At 71.7% G+C, this 17,083-nt stretch carries 16 protein-coding genes; 3 read left to right on the top strand and 13 right to left on the bottom strand.

Annotation, left to right across the window (positions count from 1 at the left end):
- Positions 1-127: 127 nt before the first annotated feature.
- Entirely contained in the window at positions 128-1,942 is a 1,815-nt protein-coding gene (locus tag ACZ4W9_RS15235; protein ID WP_467935766.1) for an ABC transporter permease/substrate binding protein, read from the bottom strand.
- On the bottom strand, positions 1,935-3,011 hold the full coding sequence (locus ACZ4W9_RS15230; protein ID WP_467935765.1) for a quaternary amine ABC transporter ATP-binding protein: 1,077 nt from the start codon (positions 3,009-3,011) through the stop codon (positions 1,935-1,937). Before ACZ4W9_RS15230 ends, ACZ4W9_RS15235 begins: the two co-directional genes overlap by 8 nt.
- Before the next feature lie 183 nt (positions 3,012-3,194).
- Between ACZ4W9_RS15230 and ACZ4W9_RS15225 the strand changes: the two genes are divergently transcribed.
- Positions 3,195-4,115, top strand: a complete 921-nt coding sequence (locus tag ACZ4W9_RS15225) for a 5'-3' exonuclease (RefSeq protein ID WP_467935763.1) — start codon at positions 3,195-3,197, stop codon at positions 4,113-4,115.
- A gap of 140 nt (positions 4,116-4,255) precedes the next feature.
- On the top strand, positions 4,256-5,107 hold the full coding sequence (locus tag ACZ4W9_RS15220) for a siderophore-interacting protein (protein ID WP_467935762.1): 852 nt from the start codon (positions 4,256-4,258) through the stop codon (positions 5,105-5,107).
- A gap of 139 nt (positions 5,108-5,246) precedes the next feature.
- Here the strand turns inward: ACZ4W9_RS15220 and ACZ4W9_RS15215 are convergent, their stop codons facing one another.
- Positions 5,247-5,828, bottom strand: coding sequence for a GNAT family N-acetyltransferase (locus ACZ4W9_RS15215; RefSeq protein WP_467935760.1), 582 nt, complete (start codon positions 5,826-5,828; stop codon positions 5,247-5,249).
- A 103-nt stretch (positions 5,829-5,931) separates the two neighbouring features.
- On the opposite strand from ACZ4W9_RS15215, the gene ACZ4W9_RS15210 reads away from it, so the two are divergent.
- On the top strand, positions 5,932-6,894 hold the full coding sequence (locus ACZ4W9_RS15210; protein ID WP_467935759.1) for an RluA family pseudouridine synthase: 963 nt from the start codon (positions 5,932-5,934) through the stop codon (positions 6,892-6,894).
- A 17-nt stretch (positions 6,895-6,911) separates the two neighbouring features.
- On the opposite strand, the gene ACZ4W9_RS15205 is transcribed toward ACZ4W9_RS15210, so the two are convergent.
- The 10 genes from ACZ4W9_RS15205 to ACZ4W9_RS15160 all read right to left on the bottom strand — a co-directional run bounded on the left by ACZ4W9_RS15205 (position 6,912) and on the right by ACZ4W9_RS15160 (position 16,984).
- Entirely contained in the window at positions 6,912-8,399 is a 1,488-nt protein-coding gene (locus tag ACZ4W9_RS15205) for a cytochrome P450 (protein ID WP_467935758.1), read from the bottom strand.
- A 43-nt stretch (positions 8,400-8,442) separates the two neighbouring features.
- Complete coding sequence (locus tag ACZ4W9_RS15200) at positions 8,443-9,063, bottom strand: GTP-binding protein (RefSeq protein WP_467935757.1); 621 nt, start codon at positions 9,061-9,063, stop codon at positions 8,443-8,445.
- Positions 9,044-9,460 (bottom strand): DUF742 domain-containing protein, encoded by a 417-nt coding sequence (locus ACZ4W9_RS15195; protein WP_467935755.1) that lies wholly within the window; start codon positions 9,458-9,460, stop codon positions 9,044-9,046. The genes ACZ4W9_RS15200 and ACZ4W9_RS15195 overlap by 20 nt, the downstream gene beginning before the upstream one ends.
- A complete protein-coding gene (locus ACZ4W9_RS15190) occupies positions 9,457-9,861 on the bottom strand; it encodes a roadblock/LC7 domain-containing protein (RefSeq protein ID WP_467935754.1) in 405 nt (134 codons plus the stop codon). The genes ACZ4W9_RS15195 and ACZ4W9_RS15190 overlap by 4 nt, the downstream gene beginning before the upstream one ends.
- Entirely contained in the window at positions 9,858-11,528 is a 1,671-nt protein-coding gene (locus ACZ4W9_RS15185) for an ATP-binding protein (protein WP_467935753.1), read from the bottom strand. The genes ACZ4W9_RS15190 and ACZ4W9_RS15185 overlap by 4 nt, the downstream gene beginning before the upstream one ends.
- A gap of 369 nt (positions 11,529-11,897) precedes the next feature.
- On the bottom strand, positions 11,898-14,750 hold the full coding sequence (locus ACZ4W9_RS15180) for a DEAD/DEAH box helicase (protein ID WP_467935752.1): 2,853 nt from the start codon (positions 14,748-14,750) through the stop codon (positions 11,898-11,900).
- A gap of 155 nt (positions 14,751-14,905) precedes the next feature.
- A complete protein-coding gene (gene tatC, locus ACZ4W9_RS15175; protein ID WP_467935750.1) occupies positions 14,906-15,856 on the bottom strand; it encodes a twin-arginine translocase subunit TatC in 951 nt (316 codons plus the stop codon).
- 47 nt (positions 15,857-15,903) lie between these two features.
- Positions 15,904-16,185: a Sec-independent protein translocase subunit TatA gene (tatA, locus tag ACZ4W9_RS15170; RefSeq protein WP_467935749.1), complete on the bottom strand. Its 282-nt coding sequence runs from the start codon at positions 16,183-16,185 to the stop codon at positions 15,904-15,906.
- 259 nt (positions 16,186-16,444) lie between these two features.
- Positions 16,445-16,639, bottom strand: coding sequence for a hypothetical protein (locus ACZ4W9_RS15165; protein WP_030781300.1), 195 nt, complete (start codon positions 16,637-16,639; stop codon positions 16,445-16,447).
- Positions 16,640-16,723: 84 nt separating this feature from the next.
- Positions 16,724-16,984, bottom strand: coding sequence for a hypothetical protein (locus ACZ4W9_RS15160; RefSeq protein WP_037654916.1), 261 nt, complete (start codon positions 16,982-16,984; stop codon positions 16,724-16,726).
- Positions 16,985-17,083 lie beyond the last annotated feature (99 nt).

Below are 17,083 nucleotides of genomic sequence, written 5' to 3'. Positions count from 1 at the left end.
GCCGCGAGACTATCACCAACAACGACCCCACACCCAACCACACCCCACCCCCCCCCCCCCCCCCCCCCCCCCCCCCCCCCCCCCCCCCCCCCCCCCCCCCTCGGGAGGCGGTCCCGGGCGGGTCGGGTCACCCGGCCGCCTCGCTGTGGGTGGCGTCCTTGGCGACGGGGGCCCACTTGTCGACCAGGCCGGGATGGTCGCGCAGCCAGCCGCGGACGGCGTCCTGCTCCTTGCCCTTGCCGGCCTTCTGGATCCGCGCCTCCAGGCCGGTCAGCTGCTCCTCGGTCATGGAGAAGTCCTTCAGCCACTGGCCGACGCGCGGGTTGTCGGCGGCGAAGCCCTTGCGGGCGAGGGTGTGCACGCCGTCGCCCTCGCCCCAGGCGCCCTTGGGGTCGTCGAGCTTCTTCAGGTCGTAGTCGCTGTACGCCCAGTGCGGCGACCAGAGGGTGACGAGGACGGGCTGGTGCCGGGCGTAGGCGCGCTTCAGCTCGGCGAGCATGGCCGGGGTGGAGCCGTCGACCACGTCGTAGGTGCCCTCGAGGCCGTACTCCTTGAGCACCTTGCTCTTGAGCAGGCTCATCATGCCCGCGCTGGGCTCGATGCCGATGATCTTCCCGCCGAACTCGGAGGCGTGGTCCTTCAGGTCCGCCAGGGAGTTCACGTCCTTGACATAGGAGGGCACGCTCAGCTCCAGGGAGGTGGGGCCGTACCACTTGCCGAGGTCGTCCAGCCGCTTGCCGTACTTCGCCCAGTACTCGGCGTGCGTGGTCGGCAGCCAGGAGTCGGTCTGGAGGTCGAGCTGGCCGGTGGCGAGGCCGGTGTAGAGGGGGCCGGCCGCGTACTGGGTGGTGCTCACCTCGAACCCGCGCTGCCGGAGGATCTCCTGCCACAGGAAGGTGGAGGCGATGCCCTCGTCCCAGGGGATGTAGCCGATCCTGATCTCCTTGCCCTTGCCGACGTCCGTGCCGGAGGCCTCGGAGGTGCCCGCGGCGGGGCCGAAGACACCGAGTCCGCCCGCGACGAGGGCGAGGACGACCACCCCGGCCAGCGCGACGGCCGGGCGCGGGCGGTACGACCACGCGCGCGTGCGTGCCTTCGCGGTGGCCCTGCGGCCCAGCGGGGAGAGCTGGGTGCCGAGCGCGCCGGTCACCCGGTCCAGGTAGATGGCGAGGACGACGATGCCGACGCCCGCCTCGAAGCCGTAGCCGATGTCGAGCTGGCCGATGGCCTCGTTGACGGCGCCGCCGAGGCCGCCGGTGCCGACCATGCCCGCGATGACGACCATGGACAGGCCCAGCATGATCACCTGGTTGACGCCGGCCATGATGGTGGGCAGGGCCAGCGGCAGCTGCACCCGCCACAGGATGTCGCGCGGGGTGGTGCCGAACGCCTCGGCGGCCTCGACCAGCTCGGCGTCGACCTGGCGGATGCCCAGCTCGGTCATGCGGACGCCGGGGGCCAGCGCGAAGATCAGGGTGGCGACGACGCCCGCGGCGGTGCCCAGTCCGAAGAACAGCATGGCCGGGATCAGCAGCACCATCGAGGGCATGGTCTGGAGCAGGTCCAGGACCGGCCGTACGACCGCGCTGACCGTCTTGGAGCGGGCGGCCCAAATGCCCAGCGGGAGGGAGATCAGCAGGGCGATCACGGTCGCCACCAGGACCAGCGCCAGGGTGGACATCGCCCGGTCCCACAGGTCGAGCGAGTCGACCAGGGCGAACCCGGCGAAGGCGAGGACACCGGCGAGCAGTCCGCGCAGCCACCAGGCGAGCACCGCGAGGATGCCCGCCATCAGCAGCGGCTGGGGCGCGGCGAGCACGGTGTCGATGCCGTCGTACATGCCCTCCATGACGGCCTTGACGGCGTCGAACAGCCAGGAGAGGTGGGCGACCAGCCAGTCCACGCCGGAGTCGACCCAGTCGCCGAGGTGGATCCTAGGCACGGCTGATCACCTTCCCCTCGGGGTTGTCGCAGGCCGCGGGAGCGGCCGTCTCGTCGCCGAGGAAGCCGAGCAGGCGCTGCCGCGGCACCACCCCGACGACCCGGCCCGCCGCGTCCACCACCGAGACGCGGTGGGACAGCCGGGCGCTGATGGCGCACAGCTCCGCGAACGGCGTCCGAGGGGTCGCGGTCTCGCAGCCGCACAGCGGCGCGTCGGCCGTCACCGAGGTGTCCATGAGCGCGCCCGCCGTCAGCACCCGGGAACGGTCCACGTCCTGGATGAAGGAGGCCACGTAGTCGTTCTCGGGGCGCAGCAGGATGTCCTCGGCGGTGCCCGTCTGCACGATGCGGCCGTCGCGCATCACGGCGACACGGTCGCCGAGCCGCATGGCCTCGTTGAGGTCGTGGGTGATGAAGACGATCGTCTTCTTCAGGGTCTTCTGCAGCTCCAGGAGCTGGTCCTGCATGTCGCGGCGGATCAGCGGGTCCAGGGCGCTGAAGGACTCGTCCATCAGGAGCAGGTCCGCGTCGGTGGCGAGGGCGCGGGCGAGACCGACGCGCTGCTGCATGCCGCCGGACAGCTCGTCGGGCCAGGAGGTCTCCCAGCCGGCCAGGCCGCACAGGGCGAGCGCCTCGTCGGCGCGGCGCTCGCGCTCGGCGCGGGGCACGCCCTGCACTTCCAGACCGTAGGCGGCGTTGTCCCGGACACTGCGGTGCGGGAACAGCGCGAAGTGCTGGAAGACCATGCTGATCTTGCGGGAGCGCAGTTCGCGCAGCTCCCGGTCGCCGAGCGCGGTCAGGTCCTGCCCGTCGAAGCGCACACTGCCCGCGGTCGGCTCCAGCAGCCCGTTGAGCATGCGCAGCAGGGTGGACTTGCCGGAGCCCGACAGTCCCATCACGACGAAGATCTCGCCGGCCTCGACGCGGAAGGAGGCGTCGATCACGGCGGCCGTCACGCCGTCCGCGCGCAGCTCCGCCCGGTCGGCGCCGTGCCGCAGCCGCTCCACCGCGTCGTCGGGTCGTCTTCCGAACACCTTGAACAGGTGTTCTGCCTCAAGCCTGGGTGACACGCGCACCTCTCGTCTCCGGGGACAGGACAGAGGCCGCGCCTCCCCAGGTCAAGGCGAGGCAAACCCGCAAGTGGCCCGGTTCACGGCAGTGCGCGTCACGCAACGCGTTCCCGGCGCGCGGGGCGCCGCCGGTGCCGTGCGGCCTGACGGGGCGCTGTCGGTGGCGTGGGGCATGATGCGTGCGTGACCGGACGACTCATGCTTCTCGACACCGCCTCGCTGTACTTCCGCGCCTACTTCGGCGTCCCGGATTCGGTGCGGGCACCGGACGGCACGCCCGTCAACGCGGTGCGCGGGCTGCTGGACTTCATCGACCGGCTGGTCAAGGACCACCGGCCGGACCACCTGGTGGCCTGCATGGACGCCGACTGGCGCCCGCGGTGGCGGGTGGACCTCATCCCCACCTACAAGGCGCACCGGGTCGCCGAGGAGCACACGGACGCGCCGGACGCGGAGGAGGTGCCGGACACCCTCGCCCCGCAGGTGCCGGTGATCGAGGAGGTGCTGGACGCGATCGGCATCGCGCGCGTGGGCGTCGCGGGGTACGAGGCGGACGACGTGATCGGCACGTTCACCGCGCGGGCCCGGGGCCCGGTCGACATCGTCACCGGCGACCGCGATCTGTACCAGCTGGTGGACGACGAGCGCGGGATCCGGGTGCTCTACCCCCTGAAGGGCGTCGGCACCCTTCAGCTCACCGACGAGGCGGTACTGCGCGAGAAGTATGGCGTCGACGGGCGCGGGTACGCGGATCTGGCGCTGCTGCGCGGCGACCCCAGCGACGGCCTGCCGGGCGTGCCCGGGATCGGCGAGAAGACGGCCGCCAAGCTGCTCGCCGAGTTCGGCGACCTGGCCGGGATCATGGCGGCGGTGGACGATCCGGGGGCGAAGCTGACGCCGGCGCAGCGCAAGCGGCTGTCCGAGGCGCGGCCGTATCTGGCGGTCGCGCCGAAGGTGGTGCGGGTGGCCGGCGACGTGCCGCTGCCGGAGGTCGGCACGGCCCTGCCGGGCGCTCCGCGCGATGCGGCGGCGCTGGCCGAGCTGGGACGACGCTGGGGTCTGGGCGGCTCGCTGGGGCGCCTGCTGACCACCCTGACGGGCTGATCCGGCCGGTCCGGGAGACCGGTCCGGTGCGCGGCGAGGAAAGATTCCGGCAAAAGGCTCTCATGAGCGTCTCACGGAAGGGGTCTTGAATTGACAGAGGTGCTAACTTAGGTAAACCTAACCAACCCCAGGAGGCCGTCATGGCAGAGCGCCCGGGACGAAAGCCGCGCAAGACCCATACCGCTGAGGTGGTACGCACCGAGCGGCTGACCCCGCACATGCAGCGTGTGGTGCTCGGCGGCGCGGGTCTCGCCGGATTCGCCGCGGACACCTGCACCGACCACTACGTGAAGCTGCTGTTCGGCGCCGCCGGTGTCAGCTACCCGGTCCCCTTCGACCTGGAGCGGATCCGCGCCGAGTTCCCGCGCGAGCAGTGGCCGGTGACCCGGACGTACACCGTGCGCGACTGGGACGCGGAGCGGCGCGAACTGACCCTGGACTTCGTGATCCACGGCGACGCGGGCCTGGCCGGTCCCTGGGCCGCCCGCGTACAGCCCGGCGAGACCGTGCGCTTCATGGGCCCCGGCGGAGCCTACGCGCCCGACCCGGCGGCCGACTGGCACCTGCTCGCCGGCGACGAGAGCGCGCTGCCGGCCATCTCCCGCGCCCTGGAGACGCTGCCCGCCGGCGCCCGCGCGCACGCCTTCATCGAGGTCTCCGGCCCCGAGGAGGAGCAGAAGATCGACACCGGCGTACGGGTCGTATGGCTGCACCGCGGCGACCGGCCGGTCGGCAAGGCCCTGCTGGAGGCCGTGCGGGGGCTGGAGTTCCCCCAGGGCCGGGTGCACGCCTTCGTGCACGGCGAGGCGGGCGTCGTGAAGGAGCTGCGCCGGCTGCTGCGCATCGAGCACCAGATCCCGCGCGAGGACCTGTCGATCTCCGGCTACTGGCGCCTCGGCCACAACGAGGACGGCTGGCAGGCCTCCAAGCGCGAGTGGAACGCCCGCGTGGAGGCCGAGCAGGAGGGCACCACCACGTCGGCGGCGGCTTGAGCGGAACCGGGACGCAACCCGGCCGGGCTTGGCCGGGCTCGATGAGCCGGGGCGTGTGAGGGCGGGACCCGGGCGGGCCGGTGCCTGGTCAGCCGGGCGGGCGGCACCACCCCGAGGGTGCCGCCGTCTTCCGTGGTCCTCAGTCCTCCCGCACGCGCGCGTGGAAGTGCATGTCGTGCCAGCCGTCCTGGTGGAGGAGGGCGCTGCGCTTGGTGCCCTCCAGGACGAAGCCGGCCTTGGCGGCGACCCGGCAGGACGCCTCGTTGGCGGTGGCGTGGAAGAGTTCGAGGCGGTGGAAGCCGATCTCCTCGAAGGCCCACTCGGACAGGGCGGCGGCGGCCCGGGCGGCCACCCCCTGCCCCCGTGCCCGTGACACCGTCCAGTACGCCACCTCGGCCACGCCGTCCCCGAGCAGTATCTGCCGCAGCGCGACCCGGCCCCGCAGCTCGTCCGTCCGCTCGTCCACGACGGCCCACTGGGCTTCCTTCTCCCCCGCCCACGACGCCCGCCACTTTGTGATCCAGCCGGCGGCCTCCTCCTCGGAGTCGCACGCCCTTATGTGCCACTGGTGCATCGCCGGGTCCTGGAAGGCGGCGTGCACGGCGGGCGCGTCCTCGGCCCGCCACGGGCGCAGCACCAGACCGCCGGCGGTGGGAAGGACGGGCTGCGGAACACGGGCGAGGGCGCCGGGGGTGAGGACCGGCTGGATGAGAAACGGCATGATCCACATCCTGCCGGGTGCACGGCCGCGCGGCCCACCCGTTTACCGACCGTCCCGGGTGACCGTACGACCATCCCCTTGACGCCCCGTACCCTTGACGCCGATGAGTCGCCGTACGCCGCCCCCGCCCGCCCCGCTCCCCCAACGCGACGGGGTCGATCCCGTACGGGTACGGCTGCCCGTGGCCGGGGCGTGGGCCACCGTGCGGGACCACCTGGTGGAGCGGCTCACGGGGGCCGGCCCCGGGATGGTGGAGGCGATGTTCGCCGCCGGCGAGGTGGTCGGCGCCGACGGACGGGCCGTGCCGCCGGACGCCCCCTACCAACCGGGGATGTTCGTCTGGTTCCACCGCGAGCTGCCCGCCGAGGTGCCGGTGCCGTTCCCGGTGGAGGTGGTGTACCGGGACGAGCACATCGTGGTGGCCGACAAGCCGCACTTCCTGGCCACCACCCCGCGCGGCTCGCATGTCGCCCAGACCGCGCTGGCCCGGCTGCGGCACGAGCTGGGGCTGCCGGCGCTGACGGCGGCGCACCGCCTGGACCGGCTCACCGCCGGGCTGGTGCTGTTCACGGTGCGCCCCGGTGAACGCGGCGCCTACCAGACCCTGTTCCGCGACCGGCGCGTGCGCAAGGAGTACGAGGCCGTCGCCCCGTACGATCCCGCGCTCGCCCTGCCCCGCACCGTGCGCAGCCGGATCGTGAAGGAGCGCGGGGTGCCGGCCGCCCGGGAGGTCGCAGGAGAACCGAACGCCGAGACCCGGGTGGAACTGGCCGAACACCGGTCGGGGCTGGGCCGCTACCGGCTGGTCCCGGTGACCGGCCAGACCCACCAGCTGCGGGTGCACCTGGCCGCGCTGGGCGTGCCCATCCTCGGCGATCCGCTGTACCCCGAGGTGACCGACCCGGTACCGGCCGGCGACTTCCGGCGCCCGCTGCAACTGCTCGCCCGGCGCCTGGAGTTCACCGACCCGGTCACCGGCACGCACCACGCCTTCACCAGCGGCCGTCCTCTGTGTGCCTGGACGTCGTACACCGACTGGTCCGACGCGGACCGGCCTGGCGGCTGACGCACGGCCGGCCGGGGTCAGCCGCCGTGCCACCAGCGCAGGAGCCGCTGCCACAGGCCCCCGGGCCGGGCCGGTTCGGGGGCCGGAGGGGCGGGGGCCGGTGCGGGCGGCGGGTCGGCGACGGCCGGCCGGGGCGCGCCGGCCGGGTCCGGGTCGCTGCTCAGGGCGCCGACCTGCCAGCCGGAGCGCTGCGGGGGGATCGGCATGGCCCGCGGCGGCAGGTCCACGTCCTGCTGCGGCTTGGGTTCGAAGCGCACCGGCAGGGCCACCAGGTGCCGGGAGGCGAGGGACGACCGCCAGCGCAGGTCCTCCTCGGCGCAGTCGAGCTGGATGTCGGACAGCCGCGTCAGCAGCGCGTCCACGCCGACGTCGGCGATGGCGCGGCCGATGTCCTGGCCGGGGCACTCGTGCGGGCCGCCGCCGAAGGCGAGGTGGGAGCGGTTGCCCTGCATGCTCGCCGCCGGGTCGGGCCGCACCCTCGGGTCGACGTTGCCGGGGGCGGGCGCGAACAGCAGCCCGTCGCCCTTGCGGATGCGCCGGCCGCCCAGTTCGGTGTCCTGCTTGGCGTAGTAGCCGAAGACCGTGCTGAACGGCGGCTCGTCCCAGAGGGACTGCTCGATCGCCTCCGGCACGGTCATCTGGCCGCCGTTGAGCTGGGCCCGGAAGCCCGGCTCGGTGAGGACCATGCGCAGTGCGTTGGCGAGGAGGTTCGCCGTCGCCTCGTAGGCGGCGAACAGGACGAGCCGCAGATGCTCGCGGACCTCGTCGTCGGTCAGCCCGGCCGGATGCCCGACGAGATGGCTGGTGAAGTCGTCCTCGGGCCGGGCACGCCGCCGGGTGGTGAGCCGGCTGAGCGCGTCCATGACGTAGGTGTGGCTCTGGATGGCGGTCTCGGTGCCCTTCAGGGCGTCCCGCGCGGCCTGCACCATCCGGTCGTCGTACTCCTCGGGCATGCCGAGGATCTCGCACATCACGGCCATCGGCAGGTGCTCGGCGAACTGCGGGACCAGGTCGGCCCGCCCGCGCTCGCAGAAGCCGTTGACCAGGGCCTGGGTGTGACGGCCGATGTGCCGGCGGACGCTGCGGTGGTCGATGGTGGCCATGGCCGCGGTGACCGCGTCGCGCAGCCGCTCGTGCTCGGCGCCCTCGGCGTGCGAGCAGATGGGCTGCCAGGCGATGTGCGGCATGAGCGGGTGGTCGGGCTTGATCCGGCCGTCCTTCAGCGGGGACCAGATCCGGCTGTCCCGGGTGTACTGGGAGGGGCTGCGCACCAGCTGCAGGTTCTCGGCGTGCCCGAGCACGACCCACATGGGCACGTCGCCGTGGAGCAGCACGGGGGCCACCGGGCCGTGCTGTTCGCGCAGGCGTTCGTAGAGGCCGGCGAGGTCGTCGGCGTCGGGGCCGTAGAGCCGGCTCGGTGCCCCGGGGCCGAGGCCGTGCGCGGGGCAGCCCGGCGGTGGGTCGAGGGGGTCTGCGCCGGTCAGGGAGGGGGTTTCAGACGTCACGGTGGTGTCGCTCCGGAGCGGATGGGGGTGGGCCGGCGGTGGGTCAGGTGAGGGCGCCGGACAGGGCGAGGGAGTGCAGGAAGCGGGTGAGGGTCAGCAGCACGTCCTTGCTGGAGGCCCGGCGGCGCGCATCGCACTCGATGATCGGGATCTCCGGGCCCAGGTCCAGTGCGGAGCGCAGCTCCTCGACCGGGTAACGAGGGGCGTCGGGGAAGGAGTTGACGGCGACGACGAAGGGCACGCCGCGTTCCTCCAGCCGGCCCATGACGTCGAAGCTGACCTCCAGGCGCCGGGTGTCGACCAGGACGACCGCGCCGAGGGCGCCCTCGAACAGGCCGTTCCACAGGAACCAGAAGCGCTCCTGGCCGGGGGTGCCGAAGAGATAGAGCACCAGTTCGCCGGTGATGCTGATGCGACCGAAGTCCATGGCCACGGTGGTGGCCGTCTTGGAGTCGGAGCCGTAGTCGTCGTCCACGCCGATGCCGGCCTGGGTCATGGTCTCCTCGGTGGTCAGCGGCCTGATCTCGCTGACGGAGCCGACCATGGTGGTCTTGCCGACGCCGAATCCGCCCACGATCACGATCTTCGCCGCGGCCTGGGCCGTGTGCGGCAGATGATCCTCGGTGCGCGGGCCGGGGATCGTGTCAGAGCCTTTGAAGTCCATGCATCACCGCTTCGAGGAGTGAACGGTCGAAAGCCGCCTGCCGGATGACCGGGGCGCGCGCCTGCACCAGTTCCGCCTGGATCAGCTCGGTGATCAGTACGGTCATCGCGCTGAACGGCAGCTGGAGGTAGGCCGAGAGTTCGGCCATGGACAGGGGGGCGGTGCACAGCCGGAGCACCGCCGCCACCTCGGGGGAGGCGGACAAGGGGGGCGCGGAGCGGGCCACGATCAGCGTCACCAGGTCGAGTTCGGCCCGTTTGCCGTCCGCCGATCCGGCGATGGTGTAGAGCCGTTCGGGGTTGCCGGGTTTCTGCGCGCCGCCCGCCGGTCTCGCGACCGCCAGCGGCCGGAGCGGCTGGTGCTGCGGCCGGCGCCGTTTGCGTCGTGGAGGGGTCATACGGTCTGCCCGTTCCGCCGGGGCGGACTGGTGAGGTGGGCGCCGATCCGGACGACGAGGTCGCGCATCATGCCGCTCATCCGGCCCGGTTCGCAGGTGACGTCGGCGAGCACGGCGAGGAAGGCGTTGGGGCCGGCGTTCATCAGGTAGAAGTAGCCGCCCTCGATCTCGAAGACGACGAGCTTCATGTCGCCGGCGCCCGGCAGCTCCTGGATGATGGCGCCGGCCAGGCTCTGCACGCCCGCGCAGGCGGCGGCCACCCGGTCGGCGGCGTCGGGGTCGCCGCCGTAGCGGGCGATGCGCAGTCCGTCGGCGGACAGCACCACGATCATCTCGATACCCGGTACGCCGTCGTTGAGCTGCTTGAGCATCCAGTCCAGGTTCGCTCGCTGCTGGATCACTTGAGGTCCCCCTCGTCGTCGGCCCCGATGGCGCCCTGGGCGTATTCGGCCGGATCTTTGAGCAGATGCAGGTACTTGGTCGGGTTACGGGTGAAGTCGGTCAGCTCGGGGCCGGTGGCATCCGGGGGCATGCCTTCCCTGAGGCCCTTCCAGAAGGCCTCGATCCCGGAGCCGATCGGCCGGTCCATGAGCTTGCGGCGCTCGGGGTCGATCTCGGGCTCGAATTCCGGTGCGGACCGGGTGCGGGACCAGATGGTGGGCCTGCCCTCGCGCTCGGCGCGCTCGATGGCGGCCTGCTCCGCGATCCGCTGGCTGAGCGGGACCTTCACCCGGCTGCGGCGCTGCGGCAGCCCGGTCGCGGTCCACTCGGTGACCTCCGGAATGTCGTCCTCCAGGGAGATTCCGGCGGGGATCTTGGGGCTGGTGGGCCGGCGGGTCTTGGGCGGGCGCTTCGGTCCTTCCACGGCGCCCAGTTCGGGCTTGGGGATGCCGGTCGCGCCGATGCCGTGGGCGACGCCGACACCGGGTTCGGTGGTCGTCATGACGCGCGGCACGATGAGGATCGCGCGGACACCGCCGTAGGCGGAGGAGCGCAGCGAGACCTCCATGTCGAACTGCTTGCAGAGCCGGCCGACGACGGCGAGGCCGAGGCGCGGGTTCTCGCCGAGGTTGTCCGCGTCGTCGAGGTTCCTGGCGTCCTCGATGGCCTTCTCGATCCGGGCGCGGGACTCCTCGCTGAGGCTGACGCCCGCGTCCTCGATCTCGATGGCGATGCCGGCCTGCACCTCGGAGGCGGTGACGTGCACCTTGGTGGTGGGCGGTGAGTAGCGGGTGGCGTTGTCGAGGAGTTCGGCGGCGGCGTGGATGACCGGCTCGACCGCGGTGCCCTTGATGTTGATGTTGACGATGGAGCTCAGTTCGATGCGGCGGTACTCCAGGATGCGGGACATCGCGCCGCGCAGCGTGCTGTACAGGGAGACCGGCAGCGGCCACTGGCGGCCCGGCCGGCCGCCGCCGAGGACGGAGATGGTGTCGGCGAGGCGGCCGATCAGCGAGGTGCCGTGGTCGATGCGCAGCAGGTCGTCGAAGACCTCGGGGTTTCGCCCGTGGTCCTCCTCCATCTCCCGCAGTTCCTTCGCCTGCTGGTGGACGATGGCCTGGACGCGACGGGCGATGCTCACATAGGAGCGCTCGGTGGCGTCGCGCATCGAGATCTCGTGGTCGGCGCCGGTCAGCGCGACGCGCACCAGTTCTCGGTAGCCGTCGGGCAGGCCGTGCAGTTGGGGGTCCTCGTCGAAGACGTAGCGCACGGTGTCCCGGAGCGCCTCGCCGCGGCGCAGCCGGATGAAGCCGAGGGGCAGCACATCCTTGGCGAAGCGCTCCATCAGGTGGTGGTGGAGCGCGATCTGCTGATGCAGACGGGCGGAGTGGCGGGCGTGTTCGGCCTGGGCCTCGCGGAGCAGCCGGCCGCGCCGGGCGGCCTCCCCGGCCGTGCCGAGGACCAGCAGCACGGCCAGTGCCCCGCAGACACCGACGGCCGTCCGGGCCGGCGGCGGGACCAGGGCGACGGCGGCTCCCGCCGCGGCGGCCATCACTATGGTCGGCGGCAACAGCACGCGCGCATAGGGACGTTCGCGGCGGCCGGGAGGCTTCTGAACACTCACCATGGATGCCTTCTGTGACGAATCGGCTGGGTGTCGGGCGGGGCTCGCGGGGGAAGGTATGGGGAACCGTCGGGACGCACTTCTCATGTGGGAACAGGCGCACGAATTGCCCCAACTCGGTGCGCCGCGGGCGAGCTTAGTGCGAGCGGATCAACGTCGTGTCATCTTCGGCAAGCCCCTGAAAACGATCCGGCGGCAGGAGTACGCTCGACTCCCTTTGCACGTTCCGCCATTGTTCGCACACAGACAGTATCGACGTACGAGCGTGCGAATGTCACTCACCGTAACGAGTGAAAACGCACGCGAGGCCGCACCCGGACAGGTGCGGCCTCGGTTTCCCCTGACGAGCGGCCTTCGCGCTCCCGGCTCGGCTCAGCCCACGGACGAGTAGGCCACCACGCCCCGCAACAGCTGGTCGACGGCCTTGCGCGCGGCCTTGGCCACGGTCGAGCCCTCCGCGGGCGCGGCCGCCGAGACCTGCCCGAGCACGTCGATGACCTGCTTGCACCAGCGCACGAAGTCACCGGCCGGCATGTCCGCCTCGCGCAGCACCTCGTCCAGTCCCTTGCCGGAGGCCCACATATAGGCGGCCCAGGCGAAGCCGAGGTCCGGCTCGCGCTGGCCGACGCCCTCGGTCTGCCGGATCCGGAAGTCCTCCTCCAGGGCGTCGAGCCGGCCCCAGATCCGGACCATCTCGCCGAGCGCCGCCTTGGCCTTGCCCGAAGGCAGCTTCGGCGCCATGGCGTCGTCCGCGGCCCGCGCCTCGTACACCAGCGCCGAGACGCAGGCGGCGAGTTCGGCCGGGCCCAGCCCCTCCCAGACGCGCTCCCGCAGGCACTCGCTGGCCAGCAGGTCCAGTTCGCCGTACAGCCGCGCCAGCCGCTTGCCGTGCTCGGTGACCTCGTTGCCCCGCAGATAGTCCAGCTCGGTGAGCAGCGCCACGATCCGGTCGAAGGTGCGCGCGATGGTGTTCGTGCGCCCCTCGATGCGCCGCTCCAGCTGCGAGGTGTCCCGCAGCAGCCGGTGGTAGCGCTCGGCCCAGCGGGCGTGGTCCTCACGGTCGTCGCAGCCGTGGCAGGGGTGCGCCCGGATCGCCGTGCGCAGCCGCGCGATCTCGCGGTCGTCGGCGGCCTGCGAGCGCTTCTTGCGGGCCCGCTCCGGCGGGATGTGCCCGGCCTTGGTGCGCAGCGCGGAGGCGAGATCCCGGCGGGACTGCGGCGAGCGCGGGTTGAAGGACTTCGGGATCCGCATCCGGTCCAGCGGCTCCACCGGCACCGGGAAGTCCATCGTCGCCAGCCGCTTGACCTGCCGTTCGGCGGTCAGCACCAGCGGGCGCGGACCGTCGTGGTGGTCGAAGCCGCGGTGCCCGTTGGAACGGCCCGCGGGCAGGCCCGGGTCCAGCACCAGCGCGAGACCCGCGTACTTGCCCGTGGGCACGTGGATGACGTCGCCCGGCTTCAGCTTCTCCAGCGCGACGGCGGCCTCCGCCCGGCGCTCGGAGGCGCCCTGCCGGGCCAGCTCGGTCTCCCGGTCCTTCAGTTCCCGGCGCAGGCGCGCGTACTCGTCGAAGTCGCCGAGGTGGCAGGTCATGGAGGCCTTGTAGCCGGCCAGGCCCTCCTCGTTGCGCTGCACCTGGCGGGAGATGCCGACGACCGACTTGTCCGCCTGGAACTGCGCGAAGGAGGTCTCCAGCAGCTCGCGCGAGCGGTGCCGGCCGAACTGCTCGACCAGGTTGACCGCCATGTTGTACGACGGCTTGAAGCTGGAGCGCAGCGGGTACGTGCGCGTGCCCGCGAGACCGGCCAGGTGCTCGGGGCTCATCCCGCGCTGCCACAGCACCACGGCGTGGCCCTCGACGTCGATGCCCCGGCGGCCGGCCCGGCCGGTGAGCTGGGTGTACTCGCCGGGCGTGATGTCGGCGTGCTGCTCGCCGTTCCACTTGACGAGCTTCTCCAGCACCACCGAGCGGGCCGGCATGTTGATGCCGAGCGCGAGGGTCTCGGTGGCGAACACCGCCTTGACCAGGCCGCGTACGAACAGCTCCTCCACGACCTCCTTGAAGGTCGGCAGCATGCCCGCGTGGTGGGCGGCGATGCCCCGCTCCAGGCCCTCCAGCCATTCGTAGTAGCCGAGGACGTGCAGGTCCTCGTGGGCGATGTGGGCGGTGCGCTCCTCGACCAGGGCGCGGACCCGTTCCCGTGCCTCCTCGTCGTTGAGCCTGAGGCCCGCGTACAGGCACTGCTGGACGGCGGCCTCGCAGGCGGCGCGGCTGAAGATGAAGGTGATGGCCGGCAGCAGGCCCTCGGAGTCCAGGCGCTCGATGACCTCGGGCCGGCCCGGCGTCCACACCCGCGAGCGCTGTCTGCGCTCCCGCTCCCGGTCGGCCTCGCGCATCGCCCGGCCGCGCCTGCGGTCCTGGTACGACGGCCTGGTGGCCTCCATGCGGGCCAGGCGGACCAGGTCGGGGTTGACGGCCTTCTTGTGGCCCTCGCCCTCCTCGAACAGGTCGTACATCCGCCGGCCGGCGAGGACGTGCTGGAACAGCGGCACGGGGCGGTGCTCGGAGACGATCACCTCGGTGTCGCCGCGGACGGTGTCCAGCCAGTCGCCGAACTCCTCGGCGTTGGACACGGTCGCGGAGAGCGAGACCAGGGTCACCGACTCCGGGAGGTGGATGATCACTTCCTCCCAGACCGCACCGCGGAAGCGGTCGGAGAGGTAGTGCACCTCGTCCATGACCACGTACCCGAGGCCGAGGAGGGTCTGCGAGCCGGCGTAGAGCATGTTCCGCAGCACCTCCGTGGTCATCACGACCACCGGGGCGTCCGAATTCACACTGTTGTCGCCGGTGAGCAGGCCGACCTTCTCGGTGCCGTAGCGACGGCACAGGTCGGCGTACTTCTGGTTCGACAGCGCCTTGATGGGTGTCGTGTAGAAGCACTTCTTGCCCTGCCGCAGGGCGAGGTGGACGGCGAACTCGCCCACGATCGTCTTGCCCGAGCCGGTGGGGGCGGCCACCAGCACGCCCTTGCCCGCTTCGAGTGCCTGACAGGCCTCGATCTGGAAGGGGTCGAGGCCGAAGTCGTACATCTCGCGGAAGGAGGCGAGCGCGGTGGCCTGCTCGGCAGCCCGCCTGCGGGCTGCCGCGTACCGCTCGGCCGGTGAGAGATCCTCTGTCATCGTACTTTCGAGCGTACCGGGCCACACTGACAACAGGACGATCATTATCCGGATCGCGGACGGACGGGCGGCGGACCGCGCCCCGGCCGTGCGACGCCCGCGGCGGCACAGACGGATGCCCCCGCCCTTGGCGGATCCCAGGAGGCGGGGGCAAGCGTGTCCGGCGGCGGCTCGGTGCGGGCCGGGGCCCGGCGGACCGGTCAGGTCACGTCGTCGTAGCCGTTGACCCGGTCGGTGCTCGTCTGCTCGGGCAGGGCGCGGGCGGCCGGGACCGGCTCGACCTCGTCGATCTCCTCGGGCGTGAGGTCCAGCTCGGAGGCCTCGTCGTCGTCGGGGCCCGCGGCCTCGCGAAGGCGCCGGCGCTTGTCGTTGAGGAGCGAGAACGCGACCGCCGCGAAGTACAGCACCCAGATCGGCCCGGCCAGGGCCAGCATGGACAGCGGGTCGGTGCTCGGGGTGGCCACGGCCGCGAAGACCGTGATGCCGAGGATCATGGCACGCCACCAGCTCAGCATCCGCTTGCCGGTCAGTACTCCGGTGAGGTTGAGCATGACCAGCAGCAGCGGCAGCTCGAAGGAGAGGCCGAAGACGATCACCATGCGGGTGACCAGCTGGAGCAGGTCGTCGAGCGGCAGCAGGTTCTTGATGTCGCCGTTCGGTGTGAAGTCGATCAGCACCTTGGCCGTGGTCGGCAGCAGCTTGTACGCGAAGAAGGCACCGCCGAAGAACAGCGGGGCGCCGGTGAAGACGAAGGCGTAGGCGTACTTCTTCTCGTGCCGGTGCAGACCCGGCGCGACGAACGCCCAGAGCTGGTAGAGCCAGATCGGCGAGGCGGCCACGACACCGGCCATCAGCGAGACCTGGAGGGCCAGCGTGAACGGCGCGAGCAGGCCGTTGATCGTGATCTCCGCGCACTGGGTCTTGCCACTGGACTTGGCCAGCTCCGCGAAGGTCGCCGGACAGCCGACCGAATCGAGGATCGGCTCCGTCAGGAAGTTGATGATGTCGTTGTAGTAGAAGGCCGCGACGATCGTCACGATGACGATGGCCAGCATCGCCTTCGCGAGCCGGTTGCGGAGCTCACGAAGGTGATCCGCGAGGGGCATCCGCCCCTCGGGATCTCTCTCCTTCTTGCGGGCAGGCTTGAGCAACCCACGTCCTCATCTCGTGCGGCAGGCCGGGGCTTTCCGGCCTTGTGTCAGCGCTGGGCGGAATCCGTCGGCTCGTTGACCGGCCGGGAGCTGTTCACGTCACCGGGGGCCGCCTGGATGGTGCGCTGGGCCGAGGACTGCTCGGTGGTACCGGACGCCGGGGTGGAGGTCTTGCCCTCTTCCTTCATCGCCTTCGCCTCGCTCTTGAGGATGCGGGCGGACTTGCCGAGCGAGCGGGCCATGTCCGGAAGCTTCTTCGCGCCGAACAGCAGAATGATGACGACGAGGATCAGAATGATCTCGGGAGCTCCGATTTTTCCACCGAACATGAATTTTTACCTTCTCACCGAGGCGGCTGGGTGGGGTGCTGTCCGACCAGTCGGACATGTGTCCGATGGTCGTGCTGGCAGCGATCGTAACGCTCAGGGGTAAACGTGAGGCAATCCCCGTGCGTACTCCCGGTCCACGGTGCGGGCCTCGTTCTCCGCACCGCGACCAGCAGGGTACCTGTCCGGCAGGGCAGCATGACAGGGCGAAGCGACCCAAATCGCTTGTATCGCTGGTCTCACGGCCACCGTCGGGCACGGCTCACAGCGTGTCCACGGCGCGGGCCGCGCTCACGGTCGCCCGCTCCAGGTCCTCGGCGGCCCGGTTGATGCGGCGTGCCGAGTCCGTCACCTGCTGTCCGAGGCGACGGGCCGCCACGAACACCCGGACGGCGAGCACCCCCAGCACGGCAAGACCCAGGAATCCCATGGCTACGGCGAACATCGGCCAGAACATGACGACGAGACTAGACGGTTCCCCGCCGCGGTCCGCCACCACGGTCCGCGCCCCGCGTCGCGAGGGCCGGTGACCGGCCGCCCGCTACACCGTGGAGTGCAGGCGCAGGGTCCGCACCCCGCCGCCGGTGAGGAGTTCCACGATCCGCTCCCCGGCCGGCTTGCGGACCGCGGCGCCGCAGTCGGGGCAGGTGAAGGAGTAGAACGTCGTCCTGCTGCTGGCGCCGATGGCGAGCCGCAGCGCGCTCGCGGCGAGTTCGAAGCGGCCCCGGCAGTCCGGGCAGCCGGCCTTGAACACCACGGGGGCCACCCTCCTCATCCCCGCGAAGGCGGTCGCCACCGTCATCTCATCCGCACCGGATTCCGGAGACTCGCTCACAGGCCCTCGCTCCCTCTTCCCCTGGCTTCCTCTGGTCGTTCCTCTGGTGCAGCCGAATCCTCTGGT

This window comes from Streptomyces sp. NPDC029296 (genome assembly GCF_055569255.1).
Note: the sequence above shows the minus strand (reverse complement) of the source record. Positions and strands in the feature narration are given on the sequence as shown.